Genomic DNA, 26,387 nt, shown 5'->3' on the forward strand with positions numbered 1-26,387 from the left:
ATGAGCCCCTGATTCCAGGGGCTTTTTTATGTTCAATCCTGTAGGAGCCGGCTCGCTGGTGATGGGTGCGCCGCGTTTAACCTGTCACAACGCGTCATCGTTAACGACCATCGCCAGCAAGCCGGCTCCTACAGAAAATCGCAAATCCTGACCCGCTGACATTACCCTTCAAGTCTCCGTCTTTTTCCTGTCCATACAAGCTGTTACTGTACCGACCACCAAGCCCAAGCCGCCCGGATCGGATTCCTTATTTGAAGCGTCCCCTCCTCCTGCTCCTGATCAGCCTGGCCTTGAGCTCCACCGCAAGCGCGTCGATCAGCGAAAGCCATGGTTATGCGCAGTTCGGCACGCTCAAGTACCCGGCCAGATTTACCCATTTCGACTGGGTCAACCCGCAAGCGCCCAAGGGCGGTACGTTGCGGGTGATGGCGTTTGGCACCTTCGATACGCTCAACCCGTACACCTTCAAGGGCACCAGCCCGGTTGCCACACCCAACTTCCTGCAATACGGCATCAACGAGCTCAACGAACCGCTGATGGTCGGCACCGGCCAATACGCGCCATCCGGCGACGAGCCGACGTCAAGTTATGGCCTGATTGCCCAATCGGTTGAGTACAGCGAAGACCGCAGCTGGGTGGTGTTCAACCTGCGCCCGGAAGCGCGCTTCCACGATGGCACCCCGATCACGGCCTACGACGTGGCGTTCTCCTACCGCTTGCTGCTCAAGGAAGGTCATCCGCAGTACCGCACCAATCTTCAGGAAGTGTTGCGGGTCGACATCCTCAACCCGCAACGCATTCGCTTCGTCTTCAAGCGTGCCGGCAATCCGCTGTTGATCCTGCGCCTGGGCGAGTTGCCGGTGCTGCCGCAGCACTACTGGAAAGGACGCGACTTCAAGGCCACGACCTTCGAACCGCCATTGGGCAGCGGACCGTATCGCGTAACGTCGGTGACGCCGGGGCGGCAGATCGTTTTCGAGCGGGTCAAGGACTACTGGGGCAAAGATCTGCCGGTCAACCGTGGCAAGTACAACTTCGATCGCATGGAAGTCGAGTTCTACCGCGACAGCGACGTGGCCTTCGAAGCGTTCAAGGCCGGCGAATTCGACATCTACATTGAGCACCAGGCAAAGAACTGGGACACCGGCTACAACTTCCCGGCAATCCGCCGTGGCGAGGTGATCAAGGCGCAAATTCCGCACCAGATCCCGACACAGACCCAAGGCCTGTTCATGAACAGCCGCCGACCGACGTTCGCCGAGGCCAAGGTGCGTGAAGCGTTGGGATTGATGTTCGACTTCGAGTGGACCAATCGCACCCTATTCAGCGGCGCCTATAAGCGCGCCATGAGTTACTACCCCAACAGCGAGTTTTCTGCCACCGGCCTGCCGCTCGGTCATGAATGGCTGATGCTCAAACCGTATCGCGAGCAATTGCCCGCCAAGCTGTTCACCGAGCCTTTCAGCCTGTCGCAAACCCAAGGCCGCGGCATCCCCCGGGAAACCATGCGCAAAGCCCTGGCCCTGCTTGCCGAGGCCGGCTGGAAGCTCAATGGTCAGCGTTTACAAAACGCGGCCGGGCAACCGTTGCGCCTGGAGATCCTGCTGGTCAACCCGAACCTGGAACGCATTCTTCAGCCTTATGTCGAGAACCTCGCCAGCATTGGCGTCGACGCCAAGCTGCGCACGGTCGATCGCGCCCAGTACAAGCAGCGCCTCGACCAGTTCGATTTCGACATGATCCTGATGACCCTCAACCAGACCCTCAGTCCCGGCCTGGAACAATGGCAGTATTTCCACTCAAGCCAGGTCGGGGTCAAGGGCAGCAAGAATTACGCAGGCATCGCCAACCCGGTGGTCGATCATTTGCTCGAACAATTGCTCGCAGCGAAGAGTCGCGATGAGCAGGTCGCCGCCGGCAAGGCACTCGACCGGGTGCTGCTGTGGCAGCACTACATCATTCCCAACTGGTACCTCAATTATCATCGCCTGGCCTACCGCAACCGGTTCGCCTTTGTCACCACGCCGCCCTATACCCTGGGCCTGAGCGCGTGGTGGCTGAAGTCTTCGGAGAAAGATCAATGAAACCCGCAAGTGCCCTGCTCCTGCAGGCCAGCGCCCTGTTGTTCGCCGGGCTGGCCTGTGCCGCCCCGCAACATGCGTTGACCCTGTACAACGAGCCGCCGAAATACCCGGCCGATTTCAAATACTTCGATTACGTCAATCCGGATGCACCCAAGGGCGGAAAATTCCGTCAGGCCGGTTTCGGTGGCTTCGACAGCCTCAATCCGTTCATCAGCAAGGGTGTCGCCGCCGACGACATCAATTTGATCTATGACACCCTGGCCAAGCAGGGCCTGGATGAACCGTTCACCGAGTACGGTCTGGTCGCCGGCAAGATCGAAAAGGCTCCGGACAATTCCTGGGTGCGTTTCTATCTGCGTCCGCAAGCGCGGTTCCACGACGGGCATCCGATCCGTGCCGAAGATGTGGTGTTCAGCTTCCAGACCCTGATCAAGGATGGCGCGCCGATGTTCCGCGGCTACTACAGCGACGTCGAAGACGTGGTCGCCGAAGATCCGCTGACGGTGCTGTTCAAGTTCAAGCACAACAACAACCGCGAGTTGCCGCTGATCCTCGGCCAGTTGCCGGTGCTGCCCAAACATTGGTGGGCCAGTCGCGATTTCAACAAAGGCAATCTGGAAATTCCGCTGGGCAGCGGTCCCTACAAAGTCGCCGAAGTAAAGGCCGGACGTTCGGTGCGCTATGAGCGAGTGAAGGACTACTGGGGCAAGGACCTGCCGGTCAACCGCGGGTTCTACAACTTCGACGTGATGATCACCGACTATTACCGCGACAACACCGTGGCGCTCGAAGCGCTGAAGGCCGGGCAGTTCGACTACTGGCTGGAAATGACCGCGAAGAACTGGGCCAATGCCTACAACATCCCGGCCGTGACCGAAGGCCGGCTGATCAAAGAGCAGATCGCCAACGGCAACCCCACTGGCATGCAAGGCTTCGTGTTCAACCTGCGACGCCCGGTGTTCCAGGATGTGCGGGTGCGCCAGGCCCTGACCCTGCTGCTGGACTTCGAATGGACCAACAAGCAGTTGTTCAACGGCGCCTACGCGCGCACCCGCAGCTATTTCGAGAACTCGGAAATGGCTGCTACGGGCCTGCCGGATGCCGATCAGCTGGCGATTCTCGATCCATTCCGCGGCAAGATTCCGGAGCAGGTGTTCAGCGAAGCCTTCCAGAACCCGATGACCGACGGCAGCGGCATGATCCGCACCCAGCAGCGCAAAGCCTACCAACTGCTGCAAGAGGCTGGCTGGCGCATCGTTGATGACAAGATGGTCGATGCCACCGGCAAACCAGTGAGCATCGAATTCCTTTTGGCGCAAACCGAATTCGAACGGGTGTTGTTGCCGTTCAAGCGTAACCTCAGCGACCTGGGCATCGATCTGGTGATTCGCCGGGTCGACGTCTCGCAGTACGTCAACCGCGTGCGCTCGCGGGACTTCGACATGATTGTCGGCAGCTTCCCGCAGTCCAACTCGCCGGGCAACGAACAGCGCGAATTCTGGATGACCGCCGCCGCCGAGAAACCCGGCAGCCGCAATTCCATGGGCCTCAAAGACCCGGTGGTGGACCAACTGGTCGAGCAACTGATCAATGCCGATTCGCGCAAAAGCTTGGTGGCCCACGCCCGCGCACTGGACCGGGTGCTGCAATGGGGCTATTACGTGATTCCCAACTGGCACATCAAAACCTGGCGCGTGGCCTACTGGAACCACATCGGTCATCCAAAGGTCTCGCCTAAATATGACATCGGCATCGCCACCTGGTGGGTCAAGCCCGATGCCAAACCGGCTATAGAGATCGAAACCAAATTGCAAGCCGACCCTGCGGGCACGGAGTAATCAGATGCTGGCGTATATTTTTCGGCGACTGCTGCTGATCATCCCGACACTGTTCGGCATTTTGCTGATCAACTTCGTGATCATCCAGGCTGCCCCCGGTGGGCCGGTGGAACAGATGATCGCCAAGCTCGAAGGCTTCGAAGGCGCCACCAGCCGCATCGCTGGCGGCGGTGCCGAAGTGTCGGTGGCCGGTTCCGCCTATCGCGGCGCACAAGGTCTGGACCCGGCGCTGATCAAGGAAATCGAGCACATGTACGGCTTCGACAAATCGGCGCCGGAACGCTTGTGGATCATGGTCAAGAACTACGCGTCGCTGGATTTTGGCGACAGTTTTTTCCGCGACGCCAAGGTCATCGACCTGATCAAGGAAAAGATGCCGGTGTCGATCTCCCTCGGGCTGTGGAGCACCCTGATCATGTACCTGGTGTCGATCCCGCTGGGGATCGCCAAGGCCACGCGACACGGCAGCCACTTCGACGTCTGGACCAGTTCGGCGATCATCGTCGGCTACGCGATCCCGGCGTTCCTGTTCGCCATCCTGTTGATCGTGGTGTTTGCCGGTGGCAGTTACCTCGACTGGTTCCCGTTGCGCGGGCTGACCTCGAACAACTTCGATGAGCTGAGCATGGGAGGCAAGATCCTCGATTACTTCTGGCACCTGGCGCTTCCCGTGACTGCACTGGTAATCGGCAACTTCGCGACCATGACGCTGCTGACCAAAAACAGCTTCCTCGATGAAATCAACAAACAGTACGTCGTTACCGCCAAGGCCAAGGGCCTGACCAATCATCGCGTGCTCTACGGCCACGTGTTCCGCAACGCCATGCTGCTGGTGATTGCCGGTTTCCCGTCGGCGTTCATCGGGATCTTCTTCACCGGTTCGTTGCTGGTGGAAGTGATTTTCTCCCTCGACGGACTCGGCCTGATGAGTTTCGAGGCGGCAATCAACCGCGATTACCCGGTGGTGTTCGGCACACTGTTCATCTTCACCCTGCTCGGGCTGGTGGTGAAGCTGATCGGTGACCTAACCTACACCTTTGTCGATCCACGAATTGACTTCGAAAGCCGGGAGCATTGAGATGAACCTGTCCCCTCTCAATCGCCGCCGCTTCGAACTGTTCAAGGCCAACAAGCGAGGCTGGTGGTCGCTGTGGCTGTTTCTGATACTGTTTGGTGCCAGCCTCGGCGCCGAGTTGATCGCCAACGACAAGCCGCTGGTGGTGCATTACGACAACAACTGGTACTTCCCGGCGCTCAAGCGTTACCCGGAAACCACTTTCGGCGGCGAGTTTCCGCTGGAGGCCAACTACAAGAGCCCGTACATCCGCGAACTGCTCAAGGCCAAGGACGCCTGGGTGTTGTGGGCACCGATTCCCTACAGTTACCAGAGCATCAACTACGACCTGAGAGTTCCGGCCCCGGCCCCACCGTCCACCGACAACCTGTTGGGCACTGATGATCAGGGTCGCGATGTGTTGGCCCGGGTGATTTACGGCTTCCGTGTTTCGGTGTTGTTCGCCCTGACGCTGACCATTCTCAGCTCGATCATCGGCGTCATCGCGGGCGCCTTGCAGGGTTTCTATGGCGGTTGGGTGGATCTGGCGGGACAGCGCTTCCTGGAGATCTGGTCGGGGTTGCCGGTGCTGTATCTGCTGATCATCCTCGCCAGTTTCGTCCAACCGAACTTCTGGTGGTTGCTGGGAATCATGCTGCTGTTTTCCTGGATGAGTCTGGTGGATGTGGTGCGCGCCGAGTTCTTGCGTGGGCGTAATCTGGAATACGTGCGCGCCGCGCGAGCCCTGGGCATGCAAAACGGTGCGATCATGTTCCGCCATATCTTGCCCAACGCCATGGTTTCGACCATGACCTTCATGCCGTTCATCCTGACCGGCGCCATCGGCACCCTGACGGCACTGGATTTTCTCGGCTTCGGCTTGCCGGCAGGCAGCCCGTCACTGGGTGAACTGGTGGCCCAGGGTAAATCCAACCTGCAAGCGCCGTGGCTGGGCATGAGCGCGTTTGCCGTGCTGGCGTTGATGTTGAGTTTGCTGGTGTTCATCGGCGAGTCCGCTCGCGATGCCTTCGACCCGAGGAAGTGAAATGAATCAGGACAATCTGATCGAAGTGCGCGACCTCTCCGTCGAATTCGTCGTCGGTGAGCGCTCGCAACGTGTAGTCGAGGGTGTCAGCTTCGATATCAGGCGCGGTGAAACCCTGGCGCTGGTAGGTGAAAGTGGTTCCGGTAAATCGGTGACGGCGCATTCGATCCTGCGCCTGCTGCCCTACCCGCTCGCCCGGCACCCGTCCGGCACCATCGAGTATTCCGGGCAGGATCTGCTCAGCCTCAAGGAAAAAACCATCCGCCACATCCGCGGCAACCGGATCGCGATGATCTTCCAGGAGCCGATGACCTCGCTCAACCCGCTGCACTCGATCGAGAAGCAGATCAACGAGGTGCTCGGCATCCACAAGGGCCTGATCGGCAAAGTGGCGACTAAACGCACCCTTGAATTGCTGGAGATGGTCGGCATTCCTGAGCCGGAAAAGCGCCTCAAGGCCCTGCCCCACGAATTGTCCGGCGGCCAGCGCCAGCGCGTCATGATCGCCATGGCCCTGGCCAACGAGCCGGAGTTGCTGATTGCCGACGAGCCGACCACCGCACTGGACGTGACCGTTCAGCTGAAAATCCTCGAATTGCTCAAGGAATTGCAGGCCCGTTTGGGCATGGCGTTGCTGCTGATCAGCCACGATTTGAACCTGGTGAAAAGAATTGCGCATCGCGTATGTGTCATGCAGCGCGGTTGCATCGTCGAACAGGCATCGTGCGAAGAGTTGTTCCGCGCGCCGCAGCATCCGTACACTCGGACCCTGCTGGCAGCGGAGCCCAGCGGCACACCGGCGACCAACGTGATTGGCCCGCCATTGCTGGCGGTCGAGGACTTGAAAGTCTGGTTCCCGATCAAGAAAGGCTTGCTGAAAAAGACCGTGGATTACGTCAAAGCCGTCGATGGCATCAATTTCAGCCTGCCCCAGGGCCAGACCCTGGGGATTGTGGGAGAAAGCGGTTCCGGCAAATCGACTCTGGGTCTGGCGATCCTGCGGTTGATCGGCAGTACAGGCGCCATCCGGTTTGAAGGCAAGCAGCTAGACTGCCTGACGCAGCAGCAGGTTCGACCGCTTCGGCGGGAGATGCAGGTGGTGTTTCAGGACCCGTTCGGCAGCCTGAGCCCACGGATGTGCGTGAGCCAGATCGTTGGCGAAGGCCTGCGGATCCACAAAATGGGCACCGAGGCGGAACAGGAACAAGCGATAATTGCAGCACTCAAGGAGGTAGGCCTGGATCCGGAAACCCGGAACCGCTACCCCCACGAATTTTCCGGCGGGCAGCGGCAGCGAATCGCCATTGCCCGGGCACTGGTGCTAAAACCGGCGTTGATTCTGCTGGACGAGCCGACTTCGGCCCTCGACCGCACCGTGCAACGCCAAGTGGTGGAGCTTTTGCGTTCACTGCAAAGCAAGTACAACCTGACGTATCTGTTTATCAGCCATGACCTGGCTGTGGTGAAAGCGCTGAGCCACCAGCTGATGGTGGTCAAGCATGGCCAAGTGGTCGAACAGGGAGACGCGCAAAGCATTTTTGCCGCCCCCCAACATCCGTATACACAGCAGTTGCTGGAAGCCGCTTTCCTGGCTCCAGCCACTGCGCAATAACCTGAAAAGAGGAGCAACACATGGGTTTTCTCGCCGGTAAGCGCGTACTGATCGTCGGTGTCGCCAGCAAGCTGTCCATCGCATCCGGCATCGCTGCCGCCATGCATCGCGAGGGCGCTGAGCTTGCCTTCACTTATCAGAACGACAAACTCAAGGGTCGTGTCGAAGAGTTCGCACAAGGCTGGGGCTCCAGCCCTGAGCTGTGCTTCCCGTGCGACGTGGCCAGCGACGCCGAAATCGCCAAGGTCTTCGAAGAACTGAGCAAGAAGTGGGACGGCCTGGACTGCATCGTGCACTCCGTGGGCTTCGCCCCGGGCGACCAACTGGACGGCGACTTCACCGAAGCCACCACCCGTGAAGGTTTCCGCATCGCTCACGACATCAGCGCCTACAGCTTCGTAGCCCTGGCCAAGGCCGGTCGCGAAATGATGAAAGGCCGCAACGGCAGCCTGCTGACCCTGTCGTACCTGGGCGCCGAGCGCACCATGCCGAACTACAACGTCATGGGCATGGCCAAGGCTTCCCTGGAAGCTGGCGTACGTTACCTGGCCGGCTCCCTGGGCCCGGACGGCACTCGCGTCAACTGCGTGTCGGCTGGCCCGATCCGTACCCTCGCGGCTTCCGGCATCAAGAACTTCCGCAAGATGCTGGCCGCCAACGAAGCGCAAACCCCGCTGCGTCGCAACGTCACCATCGACGAAGTCGGCAACGCCGGCGCCTTCCTGTGCTCGGACCTCGCATCCGGCATTAGCGGCGAAATCATGTACGTGGACGGTGGCTTCAACACCACTGCCATGGGCAATATCGAAGAGTGATCTTCGGTTAGCCAATAAAAAACCCGCCTGTCTGGCGGGTTTTTTTATGTGTTCAAAATCAAAAGATCGCAGCTTTCGGCAGCTCCCCTGTAGGAGCTGCCGAACGTTCGGACGATCTTTTAAAGACTCACGCCACAGTCTTGCCTTCCCGATGATCAGCAAAGAACGCCTTGCCCTTGCCGATCCGGTCGGAAGCCTTGGGCATGTTCACGGCCTGGGTGTCCTGCGTATCCACATACCAATAGCAATGACTCACTGCCCGGGTAATACCGACGTAAGCCAGTCGCAATATCTCGTCTTTTTGCGCGTTGTCATAAGGCTCGCTGTCACCCGCCTTGCCCAAACCTGCCATGCGATACACCTGGTTCTTGTACGGTGAACTGGTCAGACGCTGACAATCGCCGAGCAGAAACACCGCATCAGCCTGAAGGCCTTTGGCGCTGTGATAAGTCAATTGTTTCAAGCGTCGAGATTCATACGGCAAGCTAGAATCAACATTAACTACCGACTGAATATGCTCTTCAATCAATAACTTATCGCTACTTTTTCGATAGAGCATCAAGATTGAATCGCCCTTGCGGTAATGCTCGATCAGACGTTTGGCCATGCCTTGATCGTCCCGGTCCAGCACGTTGACTGGCAGCAGGTCTTTCGGCTCGCCACTGGCTTTGGCCTTTTTGCCTGCGATGGCTGGCGCAGCACGCACGATGTGCTCGGCGGCGTCGATGATGTATTGGTGGCTGCGATAGTTGTCGCTGAGCATGACTTTGGTGGTGCTCGGCGAAGAAAACTCCTTGTTGAACTCCATGAAGTAACTCGGTGAGCTGCCGCGCCAACCGTAGATCGATTGCCAGTCGTCACCCACACAGAGCAACGACGAGCGCTGGGCCCCTCGCCCGACGCGCATGGCCGGGCCGCGGCTACGGATTTCGGCCAGGCTGGCGCGGATCCACGAAACAATTTGCGGCGATACATCCTGGAACTCGTCGATCATCAAGTGCGACAGCGGCCTTAGCAGTTCATCGCTAAGCAGCTTGAGGTTTTCCGGGGAATGTTCGCTGAACAGGGCAAACATCCGGTTGTACGTCATGATCGGTGGCTTTTGGTCGAGCAGATGATCTTCCAGCGCTCGCCAATACAGGCTCAATGCCTCGAAGAAAAACCGGTCCGGGTCGTCTTTTGAAAAGCTCATCTGGCCAACGGCGGTCGGCACATCCAGGCCAAGGTTTTCGATAAACCCGGCGGCGGCGACGAAACTGTCCAGCAAAGGCGCGGACGCGAGTTCACCTTTTACCTTGTAATCGAAGCCCGGCCCAGCGCTGGCATCACCGGCAAGAGAGGCCAGAACACGCTTTGATGAATCGTAACTATCAAGCCATATCAATGGCTTACGGCAGAAAGCTTGAAACAGGGTGCGCTTGACTGCCCATTCCGCGCGGACAGTGAGCTTGGCGTTTGGACGGGAGACCTGAGGGTTTTCCCGAGGATCGAACCCCAATACCACCCAGGCGTCGAGGGAAGGAATGTAGCCGTGACAATGAAAGGTCGATCCGTTGATATCGAAGGTCTGACGATTCGGTTCTATGCCTTTGATCGGCCAGGCCCCGGCGCGAAACCACAAATCCTCAACAGTGTCGCAAAGTTCCTCATCGCGTTTGGCGGCCAGTTCGGTCACCGCCATGCGTTTCTGCACGTCCGGGTGGTCACGTTCCAGTTCTTTGAGCTGCAAGGCGTGGCGCGACAACGGCTTGATCAGCTCACGGAAACGCTCATCACGGGTGTGCAAGGCGTGATAGCAGGCATTGAGCTGTTGGCGTTGTGCGTCGTTGATGCGCAGGTCGAACGGATTGCTGTCGACCTCTTCATCGCCGCTTTGCGCGCGGTGGCTGAGATTCTCGAAGGCTTGCAAGCGTTCGAAGCCCGGCAGGCTGCGAACCATCGGCAGGATCCGCGAGTGGAAGGTACGCACCAGGTCGCGCGCTTCCTTGTAGCCGAGCGCCCGTCCCCACAGCGCAAACAGTTCGATCAGTTTGTTGATGAAGTCCTTGCGCGACTCGCGAGTGAAGGTCACCACGGTCATGGAGCTCAGTTCAAAGCCCAAATAATGTGTCAGCAACACAATGCGCAACACCAGGGTCGTCGACTTGCCGGCACCCGCACCGGCAATCACTGAAGTTGACGGCGTATCACTGAAAATCATCTTCCACTGGTTGGTGCTCGGTTGGGCGTGAGGAGGCAGCAGCCGGGCGACATCGGCCTTCATGCGCTTCTTCAACTCCGCGGTCAATGGCAGGCGCCAGTCGTCGAACAGATGATCATCAACGTTGGGTGGCCGATGCTCGGTCGAGCGCGAATCGCGTATCAGCAGGACCTGTCGACCTTCCTCCAGCCCTTCGAGCTTGCCTTCCTTGTAGCCGTAATCCACGCCGGCGATGTGACCGCTACGAAAGCCATCCGCCTGCCCGTGCAACCAGGATGCACGGTGTTGTGCACGCAGGCGCGTCAGGCCGTGGCCAAAGAATCGTGCGGCCAGGCGTTTGAGCAGCGGCATCTCGGACAGAGGACGAAGTTCAGGCGGAAGATCGGGGGTGTGTTGCGGCACGCGGGCTGACTCCAGGGTGTGAGGCTGTTGAGGGCTATGGTGTCTGCATTTGCTTCTGAGTTCTAGTGAAATGCTTATGACTCATTGGCTTAGGTGATGAACTGAAGGCTGAACAAGAATGTTTCGAAGCGAGTTTCTATCAACTGATTCGATGGTTATAAGGCATTTTTTACGCTTTTTATCGATCAGTGCCTGATGGATGATGCCCACCATCAACCACCGGTCTCGCTTCGTGGCCCAGGCGCACTGCCCCATGACGAACCTTTTCAGGAGACGATCATGCTTGAACTCAGACCTTTCAATTCGCTCGGTGGTGCTCACCATGGCTGGTTGGATGCCCATCACCATTTTTCGTTCGCCGAGTACCACGATCCGAAACGCATGAACTGGGGCAACCTGCGGGTCTGGAACGATGACGTGATCGCGCCCGGCACTGGTTTCCCGCAGCACCCGCATCGGGACATGGAAATCATCACCTATGTCCGCGAAGGTGCAATTACTCACCAGGACAACCTGGGCAACAAGGGTCGCACTGAAGCGGGTGACGTTCAGGTCATGAGCGCCGGCACCGGGATCGCTCACAGCGAATACAACCTGGAAGCGGCACCGACGAAGATTTTCCAGATCTGGATCATCCCTAACGAATCCGGCCTGGCACCTTCCTGGGGCGCCAAGCCGTTTCCGAAAGGCCAGCGCGAAGGTTTCGTAACCCTCGCCAGCGGCAAGGCCGGGGACGATCAAAGCCTGCGAATCCGCGCCGATGCGCGCTTGGTGGCGGCGAACCTCAAGGCGGGTGAAACCGCTGAATATCAGCTGGACAGCGGCCGTCGCGCTTACCTCGTGCCAGCCACGGGTGTTATTGAAGTCAATGGCTTGCGTGCACAAGCTCGAGACGGTGTTGCGGTTGCGCAAGAGCAGGTGTTGCGGGTGACGGCGATCGAGGACAGTGAGATCGTGTTGGTGGATCTGGCTTGATTCGGTAAATGCGGGGCAAAAAAAGGGGCGACCATGTAGGTCGCCCCTTTTACTTTGTTCTACACACAACCTGTAGGAGCCGGCTTGCTGGCGATGGGGACCCTGCGTTAAATCAGACCACACGCGTCATCGTTAACGACCATCGCCAGCAAGCCGGCTCCTACGGTTATTTGGCGGAGATGGCGCCATCCACCAACGTCTGCGCCTCAGCCACCAACTGCTTGAGGTGGTCGTCGCTGATGAAGCTTTCCGCATAGATCTTGTAGATATCTTCGGTGCCCGAAGGACGCGCCGCGAACCAGCCGTTTTCGGTCATGACTTTCAGACCGCCAATCGCCTGATTGTTACCCGGTGCGTGGCTCAGAATGCTCTGGATCGGTTCGCCCGCCAGTTCGGTCGAGGTGACCTGATCCGGCGACAACTTGCTCAGCAGGGCTTTTTGTTCCGGGTTGGCCTTGGCATCCACCCGCACCGAGAACGGTTCGCCCAGTTCATCGGTCAAGGCACGATAAGCCTGGCTCGGGTCACGCCCCGTGCGTGCGGTCATTTCAGCGGCCAGCAGAGCCGGGATCAACCCGTCCTTATCGGTGCACCAGACGCCGCCATCCTTGCGCAGGAACGAGGCACCGGCGCTCTCTTCCCCGCCAAAACCCAGCGAGCCGTCGAACAGGCCATCGGCAAACCATTTGAAGCCGACCGGCACTTCGTACAGGCGACGACCCAGACGCTTGGCCACGCGATCAATCAAACCGCTGCTGACCACGGTTTTACCCACGGCCGCATCGGCACGCCATTGCGGACGGTTCTGGAACAGGTAGTCGATGGATACCGCGAGGTAGTTGTTCGGCGCCAGCAGGCCACCGGACGGGGTGACGATGCCATGACGGTCGTGATCCGGGTCGCAGGCAAACGCCACATCGAAACGCTCTTTCAGACCAATCAGGCCCTGCATGGCGTGGGTGGACGATGGGTCCATGCGGATCTGGCCATCCCAGTCGACGGTCATGAAGCGGAAGGTCGAATCGACCTGCTTGTTCACCACATCGAGGTCCAGGCGATAGTGCTCGGCGATCGCCGACCAGTAGCGCACCCCTGCTCCGCCCAGCGGATCGACACCCAAACGCAGCTTGGCGTCGCGGATGGCATCGAAGTCGATCACGTTAATCAGGTCGGCGACGTAGGTGTTCAGGTAATCGTGACGATGGGTGGTACTGGCCTTCAGGGCTTGCTCGTAGCTGATGCGCTTGACCCCGGCGAGCTTGTTGCTCAGCAGCTCGTTGGCCTTGGCTTCGATCCACTTGGTGATGTGAGTATCGGCCGGGCCACCGTTGGTGGGGTTGTATTTGTAGCCACCGCTTTGCGGTGGGTTGTGGGACGGCGTAATGACGATGCCGTCCGCCAATCCTGAAGTTCGCCCACGGTTGTAGCAAAGAATCGCGTGGGAAATGGCCGGGGTCGGGGTGTATTCATCACCTTCTGCGATCATCACGGTGACGCCGTTGGCGGCGAGCACTTCCAGGGCGCTGGCGCCGGCCGGCGTGGACAACGCGTGAGTGTCGATGCCGACAAACAGCGGGCCGTCGATACCTTGGGCTTCGCGATACAGGCAGATCGCCTGGCTGATCGCCAGGACGTGCCATTCATTGAAACTCAAGTCGAATGAGCTGCCCCGGTGCCCGGACGTACCAAAGGCAACCCGTTGGGTCGAGACGGCGGCGTCGGGCTGGCCGGTGTAATAGGCCGTTACCAGTCGCGGGATGTCGACCAACAATTCTGCCGGTGCCGGTTTGCCCGCAAAAGGACTGAGTGTCATGCAAAACCTCTGGAATAGAGTGGTTCAGGAGTAGGACCGCAGTTTACTGGCACTTTGACCGTAGCGCGATGGGATCGATCCATCAGTGTGGACGATGTTTTGCCGCCCTGCTCAATCGATCGCTTCCAGGCGCAAGGCGTCCCCTAACAACCCCAGTGCAGCAGCGAGGTCGTGATCGCCGCCGAAGGTGTGACTCAGGCGCAGGTGTTGCGCATGCAGGCCCCGGAGACTGAAGAGTTCTCCCGGGGCAATCACCACCTGTTGTTTGAGCAGGCGCAGGAACACTTGACGCACATCGACACGGCGCAGCGAGCGAACCCAGATCGTCGCGCCCCCTTGCGGCTCGACAAAGTGCAACGCTTCACCCAGCCGTTCCCGCAACAACTGTGTCATCTGCGCTTTGCCGTCCTTGAGTCGCCGCCGTAACACTTGCAGATGCTGGTCGATACGTCCGTTGCTGTACAAACGGGCAATGGCTTTCTGGCGAATCGGTGACAGGCGAAAGGCGCGAAACAGAAAGTGTCGCTGCAATTCAGCGCTCAGATGGCGTGAGAGCAAAAAACCGTAAGGGGCTTCCGGGCCGATGATTTTCTCGAACGTGGAGAACACGATCAGCCGCTCTGGCGCCAGAAGTTCGCGAAACCGCAGGCCATCCGGCTCAAATCCGAGTTCACCGTAACAATCGTTTTCCAGTACCCAAGTGTCATGCCGTTCCAGCAAGTGCGCCACGGACAGCCGGTTTTCGTCGGACGCCCTGCTGCCCCGGGGCATGTTCAGCGCGGACGAGACCATCACTAACCGCACTGATTCGGTTTCCAGTAGTTCTTCAAGGTGATCGATGTCCAGGCCGCCGTCAGCCAGGACTGGCCATTCGATCACCCGCACGCTGGCGGATTGAAGCAAGCGCAATATCACCCAGTCACAGGGCGACTCGACCACCACCGTGGTGTCCTTGAGGGCTAGCACGTCGATCAATATTTCCAGCACACCGCGAAGGTCCGCGCCAATGAAAACATCATCGGCGTGCCAGCAACGCACGGGGGACGTGGTGTAGCGCGCAGCCAGCGCCGTGCGCAACTCCAGTTCGCCGCAAGGCTGCGAAACCGGCTGCGGCGCACGCGGGTACTGGCGCAGCAGCTCTCTTTCCAGCAACAACAACGGGCTGTCGAGTGGCTGTAACAACGCGGGCTCGTCGGCACTCAGGACCAGCATTCCAGGGCGACGGGCATTCACATAAACGGTTTCGAGCAAGTCGTGACCACTGTAGAGCGTGTTGATGGCGGGCATAGGCAGTGCGAAGTAACCGGACTTGGCCACCGAATAGACGCGCCCCTCCTTTTCCAGCAGGGAATACGCGTACTGAATGGTCGAGATCGACACATTCAAACGCTGCGCCAGCTGCCGCAACGAGGGCAATCGTACGCGTGTATCGCTGACGGGCTCACTGATCAGAGTGGTGAGGTAACGGTACACCGCCTGGTACGCGAAGTCGGTTTCACGTGGGCCTTTCATGGCGAGGGGCCAAATGCCTGACGACAGTCATTCACTTTCAACGACCTGCTGACTTTTCACAGCTCAAGGAGGTAGCGTCGTCGGCTTCGATCATCAATCCCGTTTCTCCGTTCGCCGTATCAATGACCTGTCCCTGGCACGCGGATACCGGCCCCATTTGGTAGATCATGCCGATCTGGCTGACAGACAGACCGCTGACATCAACCATCCACTGCATGATCTGGTCTGCCACCAATTGCCCCTGCATGGCCCGGTGCAGTTCCGGCATGGCCACGAGCATGCCCGGATGGCACTGGCGCAAGAAGCGTTCAAGCATCGCGCCCTGTTCGACAAATGGCGCAAACAGCAGGCACACCCATTGGGCCTCGTTCAAGCCGAAGGTGCGTTGAGCTTCGGAAGCTGTCCGCACTCGCTGTTCTGCCAGCATCGTTGAATGCCCGAAGGCGTCCACCACTTGTTCACACAAGCGTTCCGGTAACTGTTTGCGGCGCATCATCACCAGTGCTCGTTGCAGGTATTGCGCCACACCTGCCTCGTAGGTACTCCCCTGCATGAAGCAGGCCTGCAACCCCTGAATATGCGCCGCGACAGAGAAGCTGACGAATTCGTTATCGCTGAGTTGTGCCGCCAATTCGTCAGCCTTGAATCCGAGGAATTCAGTGAGCAGCGGCCAGCGTTCTTCCAGGTTGCTGACCAACAGATCGTGAATGCCGATGAATGTGCTACGACGACACGCTTCAAACTGTCCTGCGGGGCGCCAGGGCGCCTGGTCTTGTTCCGGATACAAGCCCTGATACCAATCGTTGCCCATGGCGTCGAGTAGTGGGAATAGTGCGCCGTAGCCCGGCTCATCGTGATCCGGTGTATCGATTCCGGCCTTGGCGGCCGCACGTTTCAACCCTTCGATAAACTGCTTCTGCTGGCGCGGCGTGTCACCGCTGACTAACGCATCGACACCATGATTCCAACGGGCGATTTGCCCAAAGAATTCACCCGTGGCCAGATACCCATCATCCGCCAATTCAAGCATCCCGAGCGAAGCCTGGCGATGTCCCATCATCAGCAGGTTCATCCGGTTGGCCTCGCGTCCGGCATCGGAAATCGGCGCCAGATGGTCGAACGACAAGACTTCGCGGTGATCAACCATCAGCACTTCGACCCGCGGATCGTCGTAGACGAACAACGCGCTGTAGGTGCGATGGATGTTTTCCAGCGCTGTCGGGCTAGTGCCATTCAGGCGCAGCGTCGCCACCCGCAACTTGAACGTTGCCGGCGTGCGACTGGCGATGGTCAACTGTGCAGCGCGCAGTAGCGCCAGGGTGTAACAACTGTCACGGGAACCGGACTGGATCGCCAGCACCTTGAAGTCCCCTATACGGTCCATGCCGCCGGCGGCCATGGCCAAGCGCTGAATCAACAACTGCAATGCCGTGCGCTCGGCGCGGGAAAAAAAACTCAGCAGGCGCTGCAGCACTTGTTGATAGACATAGTTCATCGCTTGATCATGGATGTTCGTCATCTTGATTTACCTGGTGCTCATAGTTTCGAAACGGTACAAACAGCTGCACGCACAGAACAAAGGATTGTCTGGGCATGTTTGAAGTACTGGACTTTACTGCCGAATGCTAACACTTAAGTTTTTAAGGCAACATTTGATTTATTTGACAGCGACTGGAGTGTCGACCACGCTCAGGACTGCCGAAAAGCCCGGCTGGCGCGGTTCGATGCGAATACACTCTGCGTCCTAGGAAATGTCCGACACAGTCCCACAGACGTTTAGTACAAGAAATAAAGAAAGAAGTTATCCGTTCTTCGGATACTTCGAAGAAGCCCACTAGTTGTTGACTATTTATCAACAGTGCGCATTGAAAAGTATCAGCCTGATACCCATTCATGGCTCATTCCTTGAGATGAAAGTAATCATCCAATTATCAGGGCTTGGATATTGATTAGAAGCTACAGATCGAGAGCAAAAACCAGTTCAGTTGCTGAACCGGCCCATCGACAGGTCAATGGGACGTCTCGTGTTGGCAGGGGCTAAAAACAAAAAAGTCCGTGCGGGCACGGACTTTTTGAGGGGCTTAGGCCGGTTCGACCTGAAGGGCAACCCGTTCCCGACATGGACATTCGTCCATGTAGCGGTGTGCTTCGACCACCTCGGCAAACGGGAAGACCCGAGTCTTGAGCGGCAGCAGCACGTGGTCAGCGGTCAGCTGGTTGATGTCGCGCAAGGCACGTTGCAGTGCGACCTGGTCCTGGATAATGCCCAGTTCCGGCTTGCCAGTGAAGTTGCCGATGCAGTGCACAAAGAACTGAATGTTCTTCTGGAACGCCGCACAGGCCGGGAATGGCGTCTGGTTGCCACCTTGCAGGCCGTACAGCACCAGGCTGCCGCGCGGTGCCAGCACATCGCCAAGCAGCGACATCTGCGGGCCACCCAAACCATCGAACACCACATCCACGCCGCGGTTATCGGTGATTTTGTTGATCCGCATCAGCAGATCTTCTTCTTCGGTGACGATCACTTTCTCGGCACCCAGCGACAGCAGGTAGTCACGCTCATCCGCCGTTTTAGTGGCAGCGATCACCCGTACACCCAAGGCTTTGCCCAGTTGTACGAACGATGGTCCGGCGCAGTGACTGGCGTCGGTGACCAGGGCAAATTGCCCAGGCTTGACCCGCGCCAGATCAACGTAGCCGAAATAAGCGATCAACAGCGGCGTGTAATGCACGCTGGCTTCGATCGGGCTGAGCACGTCCGGGTAACGGGTCAGCGACGAGCGCGGCAGCACAATCAGCTCGCCGTAGACCGGGTAATCATTCGGGCTTTGAGCCGGGAAACTGGCGACCTTGTCACCGACCGCGAGGTCATCGACGCCTTCACCGACCGCAGTGACGATACCGGCCATTTCCTGGCCAATACCGGCCGGCAGTTGAGCACGGGACGACGCCAGGTTCTGACGCCAGAGGGTGTCGTACCAGCTGATGCCAATGGCTTCGACGCGCACCTGCACTTCACCCGGTGCAGGCAGAGCAGCCGCATGCTCTTCGCATTTGAGCACCTCGGCCGGACCAAACTTGTGAAAACGGATCGTGCGGGACATCGCAAACCTCGCCAAATAAACCTCTAATGCCATGAACTCTAGCTGGGCTTTTAACCCAACACTATCAGTGGCTATTAATAGTCGACATGCCTGTCATTGATTCCGCAGCGGCGGCAACATCGTCAAATGTCGTAAGAAACCGAAGCAGCCTTTGTAGGAAAACTGAATTACTCGGTGCAGAGTACCAGCCTTTCCCCGTAATATTCTTGCTGGCCATTGTTCTCATATGGCCGCTCACGTCAAGTTTGCTGACTCTGCCAGGACTCCAGATGAATCGTAATGACCTGCGTCGTGTCGACCTGAACCTGTTAATCGTATTCGAAACATTGATGCACGAGCGCAGCGTGACGCGCGCGGCCGAGAAGCTGTTCCTCGGCCAGCCGGCCATCAGTGCGGCGCTTTCACGCCTGCGCGGGTTGTTCGACGACCCGCTGTTCGTGCGTACCGGCCGCAGCATGGAACCGTCCGCTCGAGCCGTGGAGATCTTCGCCCTGCTCTCTCCGGCACTGGATTCGATCTCCACCGCTGTCAGTCGTGCGGCCGAATTCGACCCGGCTACCAGCACCGCGGTGTTTCGCATCGGTCTATCCGATGATGTGGAATTCGCCCTGCTGCCCATGTTGCTCAAGCGCCTGCGTGCCGAATCCCCGGGGATCGTGCTGGTGGTGCGACGGGTCAACTACATCCTGATGCCGGGGTTGCTGGCCTCGGGCGAAATCTCCATCGGGGTCAGCTACACCACCGACCTGCCGGCCAACGCCAAGCGTAAAGTGCTGCGCCGCAGCTCGCCAAAATTGTTGCGCGCCGATACCGTGCCCGGGCCATTGAGCCTGGATGACTTCTGCGCGCGCCCCCATGCGCTGGTGTCTTTCGCGGGTGACCTGAGCGGCTTTATTGATGAAGAGCTGGAAAAGCTCGGGCGCAAACGGCATGTGGTGCTGGCGGTTCCGCAGTTCAACGGGCTGAGCACCCTTCTCTCCGGAACCGACATCGTAGCGACAGTGCCGGACTACACGGCGGACGCGTTGACGGCGGCTGGCGGTGTGCGGGCTGAAGACCCACCGCTACCGGTGCGCAGCTTTGAGCTGCACATGGCGTGGCGCGGGTCCCAGGACAACGATCCGGGGGAGCGTTGGTTGCGGTCGCGGATTCAGATGTTTTTTGGAGACCCCGATAGCCTGTAATGGAATTCCACTAAGCTCCATAAAATCGTTTTATAACAATGACTTATTTATAATTTAAGTCCACTGCCGTCTGTCTAAATCCAATGGATTCCACGACTCATGGGGGCATAATTGGGGGCAAATTTCGGTTCCTTAAAAAAGATGCCCCCACCGATGCCCTCAGCTAATGCGGTTGTTTTCAAACGAAAACTCAGCGATGCCTTGATCCGCTCACTGACCGAACCCGGCAAACACGCCGATGGCGAAGTCCCTGGCCTCTACTTGGAGATAAGGGCGTCGAGCAAGGTCGGCAAAACCCCTTCCAAGGTTTGGCGATTGAAGTATCGGCTGCATGGCAAGGAAAATCGCTTCTCCATCGGCGCTTACCCCGACATTGGTCTCAAGGAGGCGCGCGACATTGCCCGCGGCGCACGCCGCGACGTGGCTAACCACACCGCTCCGCTCAAGGCCAAGACCGCCAAGATCGAGGCGCAGTTGCTCAATGAAGAGCGCAACTTCGAATACGTAGCCAAGCAATGGTTATCGTTCAAGTCTGCCGAACTGGTGACCAAGTCCATCGCGGGATTTAACGGAGCGCTGAAAAACCACATCCTGCCCGCGATTGGTAAAAAACCGGTCAGCGAGATCAAGCTGGAGCACATCACCACAATCATTACGGAGTTGCGCCGTCAGCGCACTATGGCCATGGCCCGCCGCGTGCGTACCATCATCCGCGCCGTCCTGGGCTTTGCTGAAGGGCGCGGCTGGGTGGAGCGCAACGTGGCTCTCAGCAACATTGAGGAGTTGAAGATTCGCCACATCGTGACCAGCAACCCGGCGATCGAAAGGCCATCCGACCTGGGCAGGTTTCTTCTACGCCTTGATGACTGCAACAACGGCAGCGTAGCCGTAGCAATGCGACTGCTGGTCATGTTGCCGGTTCGCCCAGGCGAACTGGTGCAGATGCGCTGGGAAGATGTCGACTTGGTGGGCGCCGATTGGCGTTATGTGGTGAGCAAGACTAAGCACCTGGACAAGAGCAAACACATCGTGCCGTTGCCTGAGCAAGCTTTGGTTCTGTTACGAGAGCTACATAAAACCCGCGTGGTGGATGAAGACGGCAAAGGCTGGGTGTTCGTCTCGCCGGTCTATCCGGGACGTCCCATAAACCCAACCTCCATGCTCAAGTCCTTCCAGCGCATCTGGCCGGAGTACGACATCACTGCCCATGGCTTTCGCGCCACGTACCGCTCCATTGCTCACGAGCACTTGGGCATCGATCCCATCGTGCTTGAACTATCCTTATCGCACCGGATGCCCGGTGCGCTCGGTGCTGTGTACGCGCGCGCGCAATTGCTTGTGCAACGGCGAGAGGCCGCCCAACAATGGGCGAATTACCTAGACCAGTTGCGGCAAAACGCGGCGCAGGTAACAACAGACTAGCCGCAGTTGCCGCGTACTGTGATCCATCACGAGCCGGACAACACTCGGTGCGCTTGCGGCTGCCAGTTTAATTGCATAGGTGAAGACGTCAGCGAAAAGCTGGACTACACACCGGGCGTGTTCACCGTCGAACAGCACCTTCGTGGGAAGTGGGCCTGCCGGATTTGCGAAACACTGATCCAGCCCCGGTGCCGCCACAGGTGATCGATAAGGGCATCCCCACTTCCGGCCTGCTGGCGGATGTGATGGTGGCGAAGTTCGCCGACCAACTTCCGCTGTATCGACAGAAAAAGATCTTCGGCCGTGCAGGCCTGACAATCCCGCGCTCGACACTGGTGCAGTGGGTGGGTCAAACCGGCGTCGATGCGCTGCGCGAAGTGCTGCTGGCCCAGCGCGTGGTTTAAGGTGAAGAGGTGTCTACGGTGCCGGCGGCAGTCCAGTTGTTGTTCCCGCAGTCGCAGATGGCCTGCGCGGTCTTTCCCTAGGTGTCGGATTCAGCTCGCCGTCTCATATCATTCAGGCGTCGGCGCAAGCGTCAGAAGCGTACCTCCTTGCCGAGCTGAAGCGTAGGCAGCGTCCATGGCCTGCATGATGGCCTCGGCGTCACGCAATCAGGCATTGCGACTTGCGCCGATCTCTGTCTGGATTGAGGAGATTGGGTCGTTTGATTAGTCGAGCCGTCCACTATTCTCCCGTGCGTGCTTGATGTCTCTAGAGGGTGGGGCTCCGAAACGCCGGGCATATTCGCGACTGAATTGAGCGACACTTTCATAGCCGACCCGCAAGGCGGCCGTGTTCACATCAACCCTATCGGTCAACATCAGGCTGCGCGCGGCTTGCAGCCGTAACGACTTTTGATATTGAACGGGGCTGGTGCCTGTCAGCTTGCGAAAGTTGTGATGCAGAGTAGAACTGGCCATGCCCGATCGTTGGGCGAGATCGGCCACATGCAGCGGTTTGTCGTAATGATGTTTCAACCATTCAATGGCTCTCACGATCCCCTTATCTCGGTAACCATCGCGAGTGACGCTGCGCAGCCACTGGCCTGCGCCACTGAGCAGCAGCCGAACGCATATCTCTCGCTTGATAAGGTTCGACATCAAGCCTGCCTCAAGCGGCCGTTCGATCAGCGTGGAGAGTCGGGTGAACGCGTCGAGCATCTCGCTCGACGCCGCACCAGATGCGAAGCCTCGTGCTTCAGAAGCCATTTCCTGCCTTGGGGGTTCCAAGGTCTGGATCACCTCATTGAGCATGGCAAGATCGAGCTTCAACACAACTGATAAATAAGGGGTTTGCTCGTTAGCCGCGGTAACGCGAGCCAGTGTAGGTATATCGACCGAAGTGACGAAGAACGCTCCCTGTCCAAACTCACAGGCTTCCTCACCGAACGTTATCTCCTTCGCACCCTGCAGAATGATGGCTACGCAAGGCTCATAAATACAGTACGTGGGCGTACCCAGTTCGGTCATTCGATAAAAGGTCAGGCCTGGAATCGATGTTGTGCATACCTCGTTCAAACCAATCTGCAGGGTGACTTTTTCGATAAGCCGTCTGAGTACCTGGAGGCGCTCGTTGGGCTGAGCGGGTTCGCTCAAGGCCAGGGAATGCGCATCGCCGAAACCGAACTGCAAGAATGAACCGCTCGTCATCACATGCCCCCCTATTTACGGAATGTTCGAGTCTGCTGAGAGTGCGTGACCAGCACAAGTGCATCGGCAGGATTGTGCAAAAGATATGGCGCATTAGGGTCACCCGGCCAACCCTCGTTGTTCTAGTTTCTAGCATGAAGACCGGCTTTGATGAGCCCGTGAGCCCTCAGTTGCGAAAGGAAATTTGGATGGACAGACGAGATTTTCTTACTTATTCGGCGGCGGGTGCTGTTGCAGCCGCTTTGCTGCCAGCATCGAGTGTCGCAAGTTCAGTGGCTACAGCCCCAGCGCCCTCTTCACTGACAGAGCGCGGAAGCGTGATGCCTACGCAAGGCCGCCTCGTGCGCACAGACCTGCCCCTCAATTCGCCCTCACATGCAATTAGATACATGACACCTCAACGCTTTGGTATGGGCGGGACGCAGATTGGCAATATCTTTGCGCCGATCAGCGACGAGCAGGCGGCCTTGGTTCTGCAGGCTGCTTGGGGGGCGGGTGTAAGGCTTTACGACACGTCACCGTTCTACGGGTTTGGCTTGAGTGAATATCGTCTGGGCCGCTTCCTGCACGGCAAAAATCCAGACGATTATGTGGTCTCTACCAAGGTCGGCCGCGTATTGACGGCCGCTGGTGGCCTGCGCGCGGACCATGCTATCTGGAAGTCGCCGGCGCCCTTTAACTATCGATATGACTACACCGCAGCAGGCACACGTCGCTCCGTGGAAGACAGCCTGCAGCGTCTGGGCTTGCCCCGTATCGATATCGTCTTTATCCATGACCTCTCGCCAGATAACACCGAGCTGGAGGGCGGATGGGAAGCGGCATATCAAATTGCACGCACAGGGGCGATGGTTGAGCTTGAAAAAATGCGTGATGAAGGACTCATCAAGGCATGGGGCTTCGGAGTCAATACACCGAACGCCGTGGTTCAGGCGCTGACCAGTAATGACCCGACGCCCGACATCGTGTTGCTTGCCTGTCAGTATTCCCTCCTCGACCACAGCGATGCGTTGCGCAACACCTTTCCGGCATTGAGAAGCAAGGGCACCAGTGTCGTGGTTGGAACACCCCTGAATGATGGATTTCTGGGAGGGCGCAGCCGATATAACTTCAGCCTGGATCTACCTGCCGGAGCGGTAGAAAAGCGCGCGCGGATCATGGCGCTTGCCAGCCGACATGGCATCGACATTCATACCGCCGCCCTGCAGTTCGCCGCGGCACATCCGCAAGTGTCCGCGATCATTCCGGGGGCGCGTTCCCCGGGGCAGATAGTTTCCAATGTACAAGCGATGAAGGTCGGTATTCCGTCAGCCTTTTGGGAGGAGCTCAAGAGCCAGAGCTTGATCGATGCGCAAGCACCGGTTCCTTCCTGAATAGGGGCCACGCCCGTGCTACCTGCTGAATAAGAACACTAGCCTGAGGTCGTAACAAATGAAGATACGAACGTCTTTCATGATTTTCGGCGGCCTACTTGCGCTCTCCAGTAGCAGTCACTTATTCGCAGACACACTTGCGCTGAGCGTTCCCTTGCCTGATCCACTCCCACAGCTAAACGTTCTGACACTCCTTGTAGGTATACACCTGCTCGGTATGTGCTTCGGTCTCGGCGGGGCAACCATGCTAGACCTCTGGATTTTCCGTTGGATGCGCAGGGGGAGCCTCCCAGTTGAAATCGGACGCACCTTTCACTTCATCAGCGACGCGGTCACTACTGGACTATGCCTCCTATGGCTTTCAGGCCTTGGTTTCCTAGCCCTTTACGCGATGGAGTCACCGGGGAAATTGGAAAACCCTAAACTCTGGGCGAAAATAATTGTGGTGATCGCCCTGACCATCAATGGAGTAATCATCCATGCGTTTGTATTGCCAGAAGCACTACGCGACTTGAGTCGCCCCCTGCTCTTTGGAGTCTCCCGCAGCAGAGCTGCCTTATTTCTCGCATCAGGTGCAGTTTCGGGTGGGTCTTGGTACACCGCTTTTGCCTTCGGCATTTTCCGTGAGTTAAACAATAGCGTCACATTCAGCGTGTTGGTCATCATGTTGTTTACGCTGATAGTAGCCGCCTCTCTCGCTGCCATTCTGCTCTGGTTAAACTCTGCAGCAGGAGCAAGAAAATTTTCTGCGCTCAGCCCTCCGAGTTAGAAATAAAGAGTCGAGCGAAAAAACAGGCACTCCCGCACGCGCCTAGGCCGAGTTTCGACAAAAAATTCCTCTACATGAAAATTGCGCAGTCTTCGGCCAAGGTGGCTGCCTTCCTCAAGGAGTTCCCGGCAGCCTTCTGGTGAAATACCGCAACGACGACAGTCTCATTGCGCAGATAAGACGCTACTTGCATGGATCAAGCCCGGAAAAATGGCCCGAGCGCATGAACTGGCGGTGATCCTTCACATGTCCAACTCGACACTGCAACGCCGCTTGCAAGCCGAGGGCACGCATTATCAGAACCTCAGGGACAACCTTCGCCGCGACATGGCGATTGACCTGCTATCGCGTGGCGATATGACCGTCATACAGGTTGCGGCCGCCACCGGCTTCGAGGAAACCAGTGCGTTTCATCGGGCGTTCAGGCAACAGGAAACTCCAGAGTGCGACCTTTGGGGAAAAACCGCCGCAGGCGCAGAAAGACAAGGTGATAAGCCTTCATTCTGAGCATCCCGCCCTGTTTCCAGAAACGAGTAAATTTGCAGAACACTTATAGCGAATTGGATCAATCATGCAGCTGCGCAATCCTGACGGTCTCGCGGTCTTCCTAGGGGTGGTGGGATGCGAGGATTTTTCCTCCGCAGCCCGGGCGGTGGACCTGCCCCCTGCCACGGTGAGCACGCGCTGGGTGCCCGCCTGTTCGAGCGCAACACGCAACACTTGCGCATCCCTGACGAGGGCCGCGCCGTCGCCGAGCGCGCCCGCCCGGTTTTGGCCTTGCTGGACGAGGCAGCCGACGTGGCCCGGCAAGGCACGGGCATGTTGCGCCTGACGGCGCCGGTGCCGCTGGGAGTGCGTTACCTGGTGCCGGTCATCGCTGCCTTCCGAGAGCATCATCCCCGGCTGGGCTTGATTTGCAGTTGAGCGACCATGTGGTCGATCTGTACGGCGGCCATATTGATCTGGCCGTGCGCGTGGGCCAGTTGGCGGACTCCCGGCTGGTCAGCCGCAATCTGGCCGACAGCCGGCGGACTCTGTTGGCGGCACCGGCCTATCTGCGAAGAGCAGGCGCACCCTCCCATTCCAGCGAGATGCACCAGCCCCCATTTCTGCTGTTTGCCTATCCCGGCCTGCGGCAGAACCGTTGGACCCTCAAGCACAGCGTCCGCGGCGGCAGAACCGAGGTGGTGGAAGTCGTGGGCGATCTGCGCAGCGATAACGGCGATGCGCTACGCGCTTGGAGCGGCGCCGGGATGGGAATTTCGCTGTGCGAGACTTGGGATGTCGCCGACGAACTGGGCAGCGGTGCCCTGATGCGCGTTCTGCCCGTATGGGCGGAACCTGCGACGCCCATCCCGGCCGTGCGCGTCCAGCGCGACCCTGCGCCGCGCCGGATCGGCGCTTTCGTGGATTTCCTGGCCGGACAATGGCGCGAGGCGCCCTGGGATGCGGGACAGTGACGGTTGCAACTAATGCTGGGCGGCCGTGTGAGCGAAGTGAAATTGCTCGCCCACGGCCCGAAAGCAACTAAGTTGA

The 26,387-nt window shown here is 58.5% G+C and carries 20 protein-coding genes and 1 pseudogene; 15 read left to right on the forward strand and 6 right to left on the reverse strand.

Going from position 1 to position 26,387, the window contains the following annotated elements:
- Nucleotides 1–269: 269 nt before the first annotated feature.
- Genes KGB21_RS12745 through fabI form a run of 6 tightly spaced genes read left to right on the forward strand, consistent with a single transcriptional unit; the run spans nt 270 to nt 8,448 of the window.
- Nucleotides 270–2,084 carry an extracellular solute-binding protein gene (locus KGB21_RS12745; protein WP_411741380.1) on the forward strand — a complete coding sequence of 605 codons (1,815 nt, stop codon included), beginning with the start codon at nt 270–272 and terminating at the stop codon, nt 2,082–2,084.
- Entirely contained in the window at nt 2,081–3,922 is a 1,842-nt protein-coding gene (locus tag KGB21_RS12750) for an extracellular solute-binding protein (protein ID WP_223505289.1), read from the forward strand. The genes KGB21_RS12745 and KGB21_RS12750 overlap by 4 nt, the downstream gene beginning before the upstream one ends.
- 4 nt (nt 3,923–3,926) lie before the next feature.
- The gene (locus tag KGB21_RS12755) at nt 3,927–5,000 is read left to right on the forward strand and encodes a microcin C ABC transporter permease YejB (protein ID WP_034146535.1); all 1,074 of its coding nucleotides are present in this window, start codon (nt 3,927–3,929) and stop codon (nt 4,998–5,000) included.
- Between the two features lies 1 nt (nt 5,001).
- Nucleotides 5,002–6,021, forward strand: a complete 1,020-nt coding sequence (locus KGB21_RS12760; protein WP_034146536.1) for an ABC transporter permease — start codon at nt 5,002–5,004, stop codon at nt 6,019–6,021.
- A gap of 1 nt (nt 6,022) precedes the next feature.
- Nucleotides 6,023–7,633, forward strand: coding sequence for an ABC transporter ATP-binding protein (locus KGB21_RS12765; protein ID WP_223505290.1), 1,611 nt, complete (start codon nt 6,023–6,025; stop codon nt 7,631–7,633).
- A gap of 20 nt (nt 7,634–7,653) precedes the next feature.
- The gene (fabI, locus tag KGB21_RS12770) at nt 7,654–8,448 is read left to right on the forward strand and encodes an enoyl-ACP reductase FabI (RefSeq protein ID WP_034146538.1); all 795 of its coding nucleotides are present in this window, start codon (nt 7,654–7,656) and stop codon (nt 8,446–8,448) included.
- A 127-nt stretch (nt 8,449–8,575) separates the two neighbouring features.
- Here fabI and KGB21_RS12775 read toward each other — a convergent pair whose 3' ends face one another.
- Nucleotides 8,576–11,050: a UvrD-helicase domain-containing protein gene (locus KGB21_RS12775; protein ID WP_223505291.1), complete on the reverse strand. Its 2,475-nt coding sequence runs from the start codon at nt 11,048–11,050 to the stop codon at nt 8,576–8,578.
- 279 nt (nt 11,051–11,329) lie between these two features.
- Here KGB21_RS12775 and KGB21_RS12780 point away from each other — a divergent pair, with 279 nt between their 5' ends.
- Complete coding sequence (locus KGB21_RS12780) at nt 11,330–12,025, forward strand: pirin family protein (RefSeq protein ID WP_223505292.1); 696 nt, start codon at nt 11,330–11,332, stop codon at nt 12,023–12,025.
- Between the two features lie 166 nt (nt 12,026–12,191).
- Here the strand turns inward: KGB21_RS12780 and pgm are convergent, their stop codons facing one another.
- The 4 genes from pgm to KGB21_RS12800 all read right to left on the reverse strand — a co-directional run bounded on the left by pgm (nt 12,192) and on the right by KGB21_RS12800 (nt 18,454).
- On the reverse strand, nt 12,192–13,838 hold the full coding sequence (pgm, locus tag KGB21_RS12785; protein ID WP_223505293.1) for a phosphoglucomutase (alpha-D-glucose-1,6-bisphosphate-dependent): 1,647 nt from the start codon (nt 13,836–13,838) through the stop codon (nt 12,192–12,194).
- Between the two features lie 111 nt (nt 13,839–13,949).
- On the reverse strand, nt 13,950–15,350 hold the full coding sequence (locus tag KGB21_RS12790) for a PLP-dependent aminotransferase family protein (protein WP_223505294.1): 1,401 nt from the start codon (nt 15,348–15,350) through the stop codon (nt 13,950–13,952).
- Between the two features lie 37 nt (nt 15,351–15,387).
- Nucleotides 15,388–16,869 (reverse strand): hypothetical protein, encoded by a 1,482-nt coding sequence (locus KGB21_RS12795; protein WP_223505295.1) that lies wholly within the window; start codon nt 16,867–16,869, stop codon nt 15,388–15,390.
- A 562-nt stretch (nt 16,870–17,431) separates the two neighbouring features.
- On the reverse strand, nt 17,432–18,454 hold the full coding sequence (locus KGB21_RS12800; protein WP_223505296.1) for a zinc-dependent alcohol dehydrogenase family protein: 1,023 nt from the start codon (nt 18,452–18,454) through the stop codon (nt 17,432–17,434).
- A 269-nt stretch (nt 18,455–18,723) separates the two neighbouring features.
- On the opposite strand from KGB21_RS12800, the gene KGB21_RS12805 reads away from it, so the two are divergent.
- The 3 genes and pseudogenes from KGB21_RS12805 to KGB21_RS12815 form a co-directional block, all read left to right on the forward strand.
- Nucleotides 18,724–19,638 (forward strand): LysR family transcriptional regulator, encoded by a 915-nt coding sequence (locus KGB21_RS12805; RefSeq protein ID WP_223505297.1) that lies wholly within the window; start codon nt 18,724–18,726, stop codon nt 19,636–19,638.
- A gap of 153 nt (nt 19,639–19,791) precedes the next feature.
- Entirely contained in the window at nt 19,792–21,060 is a 1,269-nt protein-coding gene (locus KGB21_RS12810; protein WP_223505396.1) for a tyrosine-type recombinase/integrase, read from the forward strand.
- A pseudogene (locus KGB21_RS12815) lies at nt 21,061–21,461 on the forward strand (IS66 family transposase); the annotation flags it as partial.
- A gap of 267 nt (nt 21,462–21,728) precedes the next feature.
- Here the strand turns inward: KGB21_RS12815 and KGB21_RS12820 are convergent.
- The gene (locus KGB21_RS12820; RefSeq protein ID WP_223505298.1) at nt 21,729–22,709 is read right to left on the reverse strand and encodes an AraC family transcriptional regulator; all 981 of its coding nucleotides are present in this window, start codon (nt 22,707–22,709) and stop codon (nt 21,729–21,731) included.
- A gap of 188 nt (nt 22,710–22,897) precedes the next feature.
- Between KGB21_RS12820 and KGB21_RS12825 the strand changes: the two genes are divergently transcribed.
- From KGB21_RS12825 to KGB21_RS12845, 5 genes are all read left to right on the forward strand, one after another.
- Nucleotides 22,898–24,082, forward strand: a complete 1,185-nt coding sequence (locus KGB21_RS12825) for an aldo/keto reductase (protein WP_223505299.1) — start codon at nt 22,898–22,900, stop codon at nt 24,080–24,082.
- A gap of 409 nt (nt 24,083–24,491) precedes the next feature.
- Complete coding sequence (locus tag KGB21_RS12830; protein ID WP_223505300.1) at nt 24,492–24,851, forward strand: hypothetical protein; 360 nt, start codon at nt 24,492–24,494, stop codon at nt 24,849–24,851.
- Nucleotides 24,852–25,097: 246 nt separating this feature from the next.
- Complete coding sequence (locus KGB21_RS12835; protein WP_263386200.1) at nt 25,098–25,358, forward strand: helix-turn-helix domain-containing protein; 261 nt, start codon at nt 25,098–25,100, stop codon at nt 25,356–25,358.
- 114 nt (nt 25,359–25,472) lie between these two features.
- Entirely contained in the window at nt 25,473–25,775 is a 303-nt protein-coding gene (locus KGB21_RS12840) for a LysR family transcriptional regulator (RefSeq protein ID WP_223505302.1), read from the forward strand.
- The gene (locus KGB21_RS12845; RefSeq protein WP_223505303.1) at nt 25,772–26,311 is read left to right on the forward strand and encodes a substrate binding domain-containing protein; all 540 of its coding nucleotides are present in this window, start codon (nt 25,772–25,774) and stop codon (nt 26,309–26,311) included. Before KGB21_RS12840 ends, KGB21_RS12845 begins: the two co-directional genes overlap by 4 nt.
- Nucleotides 26,312–26,387: the final 76 nt, after the last annotated feature.

The sequence above is a fragment of the Pseudomonas sp. GL-RE-29 genome (genome assembly GCF_019947275.1).
Classification (GTDB): domain Bacteria; phylum Pseudomonadota; class Gammaproteobacteria; order Pseudomonadales; family Pseudomonadaceae; genus Aquipseudomonas; species Aquipseudomonas fluorescens_A.

Bases quoted from the DNA above. Each gene is read 5' to 3' on its own strand.
- KGB21_RS12805 (WP_223505297.1), top strand. From the start codon at position 18,724: ATGAATCGTAATGACCTGCGTCGTGTCGACCTGAACCTGTTAATCGTA.
- KGB21_RS12755 (WP_034146535.1), top strand. From the start codon at position 3,927: ATGCTGGCGTATATTTTTCGGCGACTGCTGCTGATCATCCCGACACTG.
- KGB21_RS12840 (WP_223505302.1), top strand. From the start codon at position 25,473: ATGCGAGGATTTTTCCTCCGCAGCCCGGGCGGTGGACCTGCCCCCTGC.
- KGB21_RS12800 (WP_223505296.1), bottom strand. From the start codon at position 18,454: ATGTCCCGCACGATCCGTTTTCACAAGTTTGGTCCGGCCGAGGTGCTC.
- KGB21_RS12795 (WP_223505295.1), bottom strand. From the start codon at position 16,869: ATGACGAACATCCATGATCAAGCGATGAACTATGTCTATCAACAAGTG.
- KGB21_RS12790 (WP_223505294.1), bottom strand. From the start codon at position 15,350: ATGAAAGGCCCACGTGAAACCGACTTCGCGTACCAGGCGGTGTACCGT.
- KGB21_RS12765 (WP_223505290.1), top strand. From the start codon at position 6,023: ATGAATCAGGACAATCTGATCGAAGTGCGCGACCTCTCCGTCGAATTC.
- KGB21_RS12780 (WP_223505292.1), top strand. From the start codon at position 11,330: ATGCTTGAACTCAGACCTTTCAATTCGCTCGGTGGTGCTCACCATGGC.
- KGB21_RS12825 (WP_223505299.1), top strand. From the start codon at position 22,898: ATGGACAGACGAGATTTTCTTACTTATTCGGCGGCGGGTGCTGTTGCA.
- KGB21_RS12810 (WP_223505396.1), top strand. From the start codon at position 19,792: ATGCCCTCAGCTAATGCGGTTGTTTTCAAACGAAAACTCAGCGATGCC.
- fabI (WP_034146538.1), top strand. From the start codon at position 7,654: ATGGGTTTTCTCGCCGGTAAGCGCGTACTGATCGTCGGTGTCGCCAGC.
- pgm (WP_223505293.1), bottom strand. From the start codon at position 13,838: ATGACACTCAGTCCTTTTGCGGGCAAACCGGCACCGGCAGAATTGTTG.
- KGB21_RS12820 (WP_223505298.1), bottom strand. From the start codon at position 22,709: ATGACGAGCGGTTCATTCTTGCAGTTCGGTTTCGGCGATGCGCATTCC.
- KGB21_RS12750 (WP_223505289.1), top strand. From the start codon at position 2,081: ATGAAACCCGCAAGTGCCCTGCTCCTGCAGGCCAGCGCCCTGTTGTTC.
- KGB21_RS12835 (WP_263386200.1), top strand. From the start codon at position 25,098: ATGTCCAACTCGACACTGCAACGCCGCTTGCAAGCCGAGGGCACGCAT.
- KGB21_RS12760 (WP_034146536.1), top strand. From the start codon at position 5,002: ATGAACCTGTCCCCTCTCAATCGCCGCCGCTTCGAACTGTTCAAGGCC.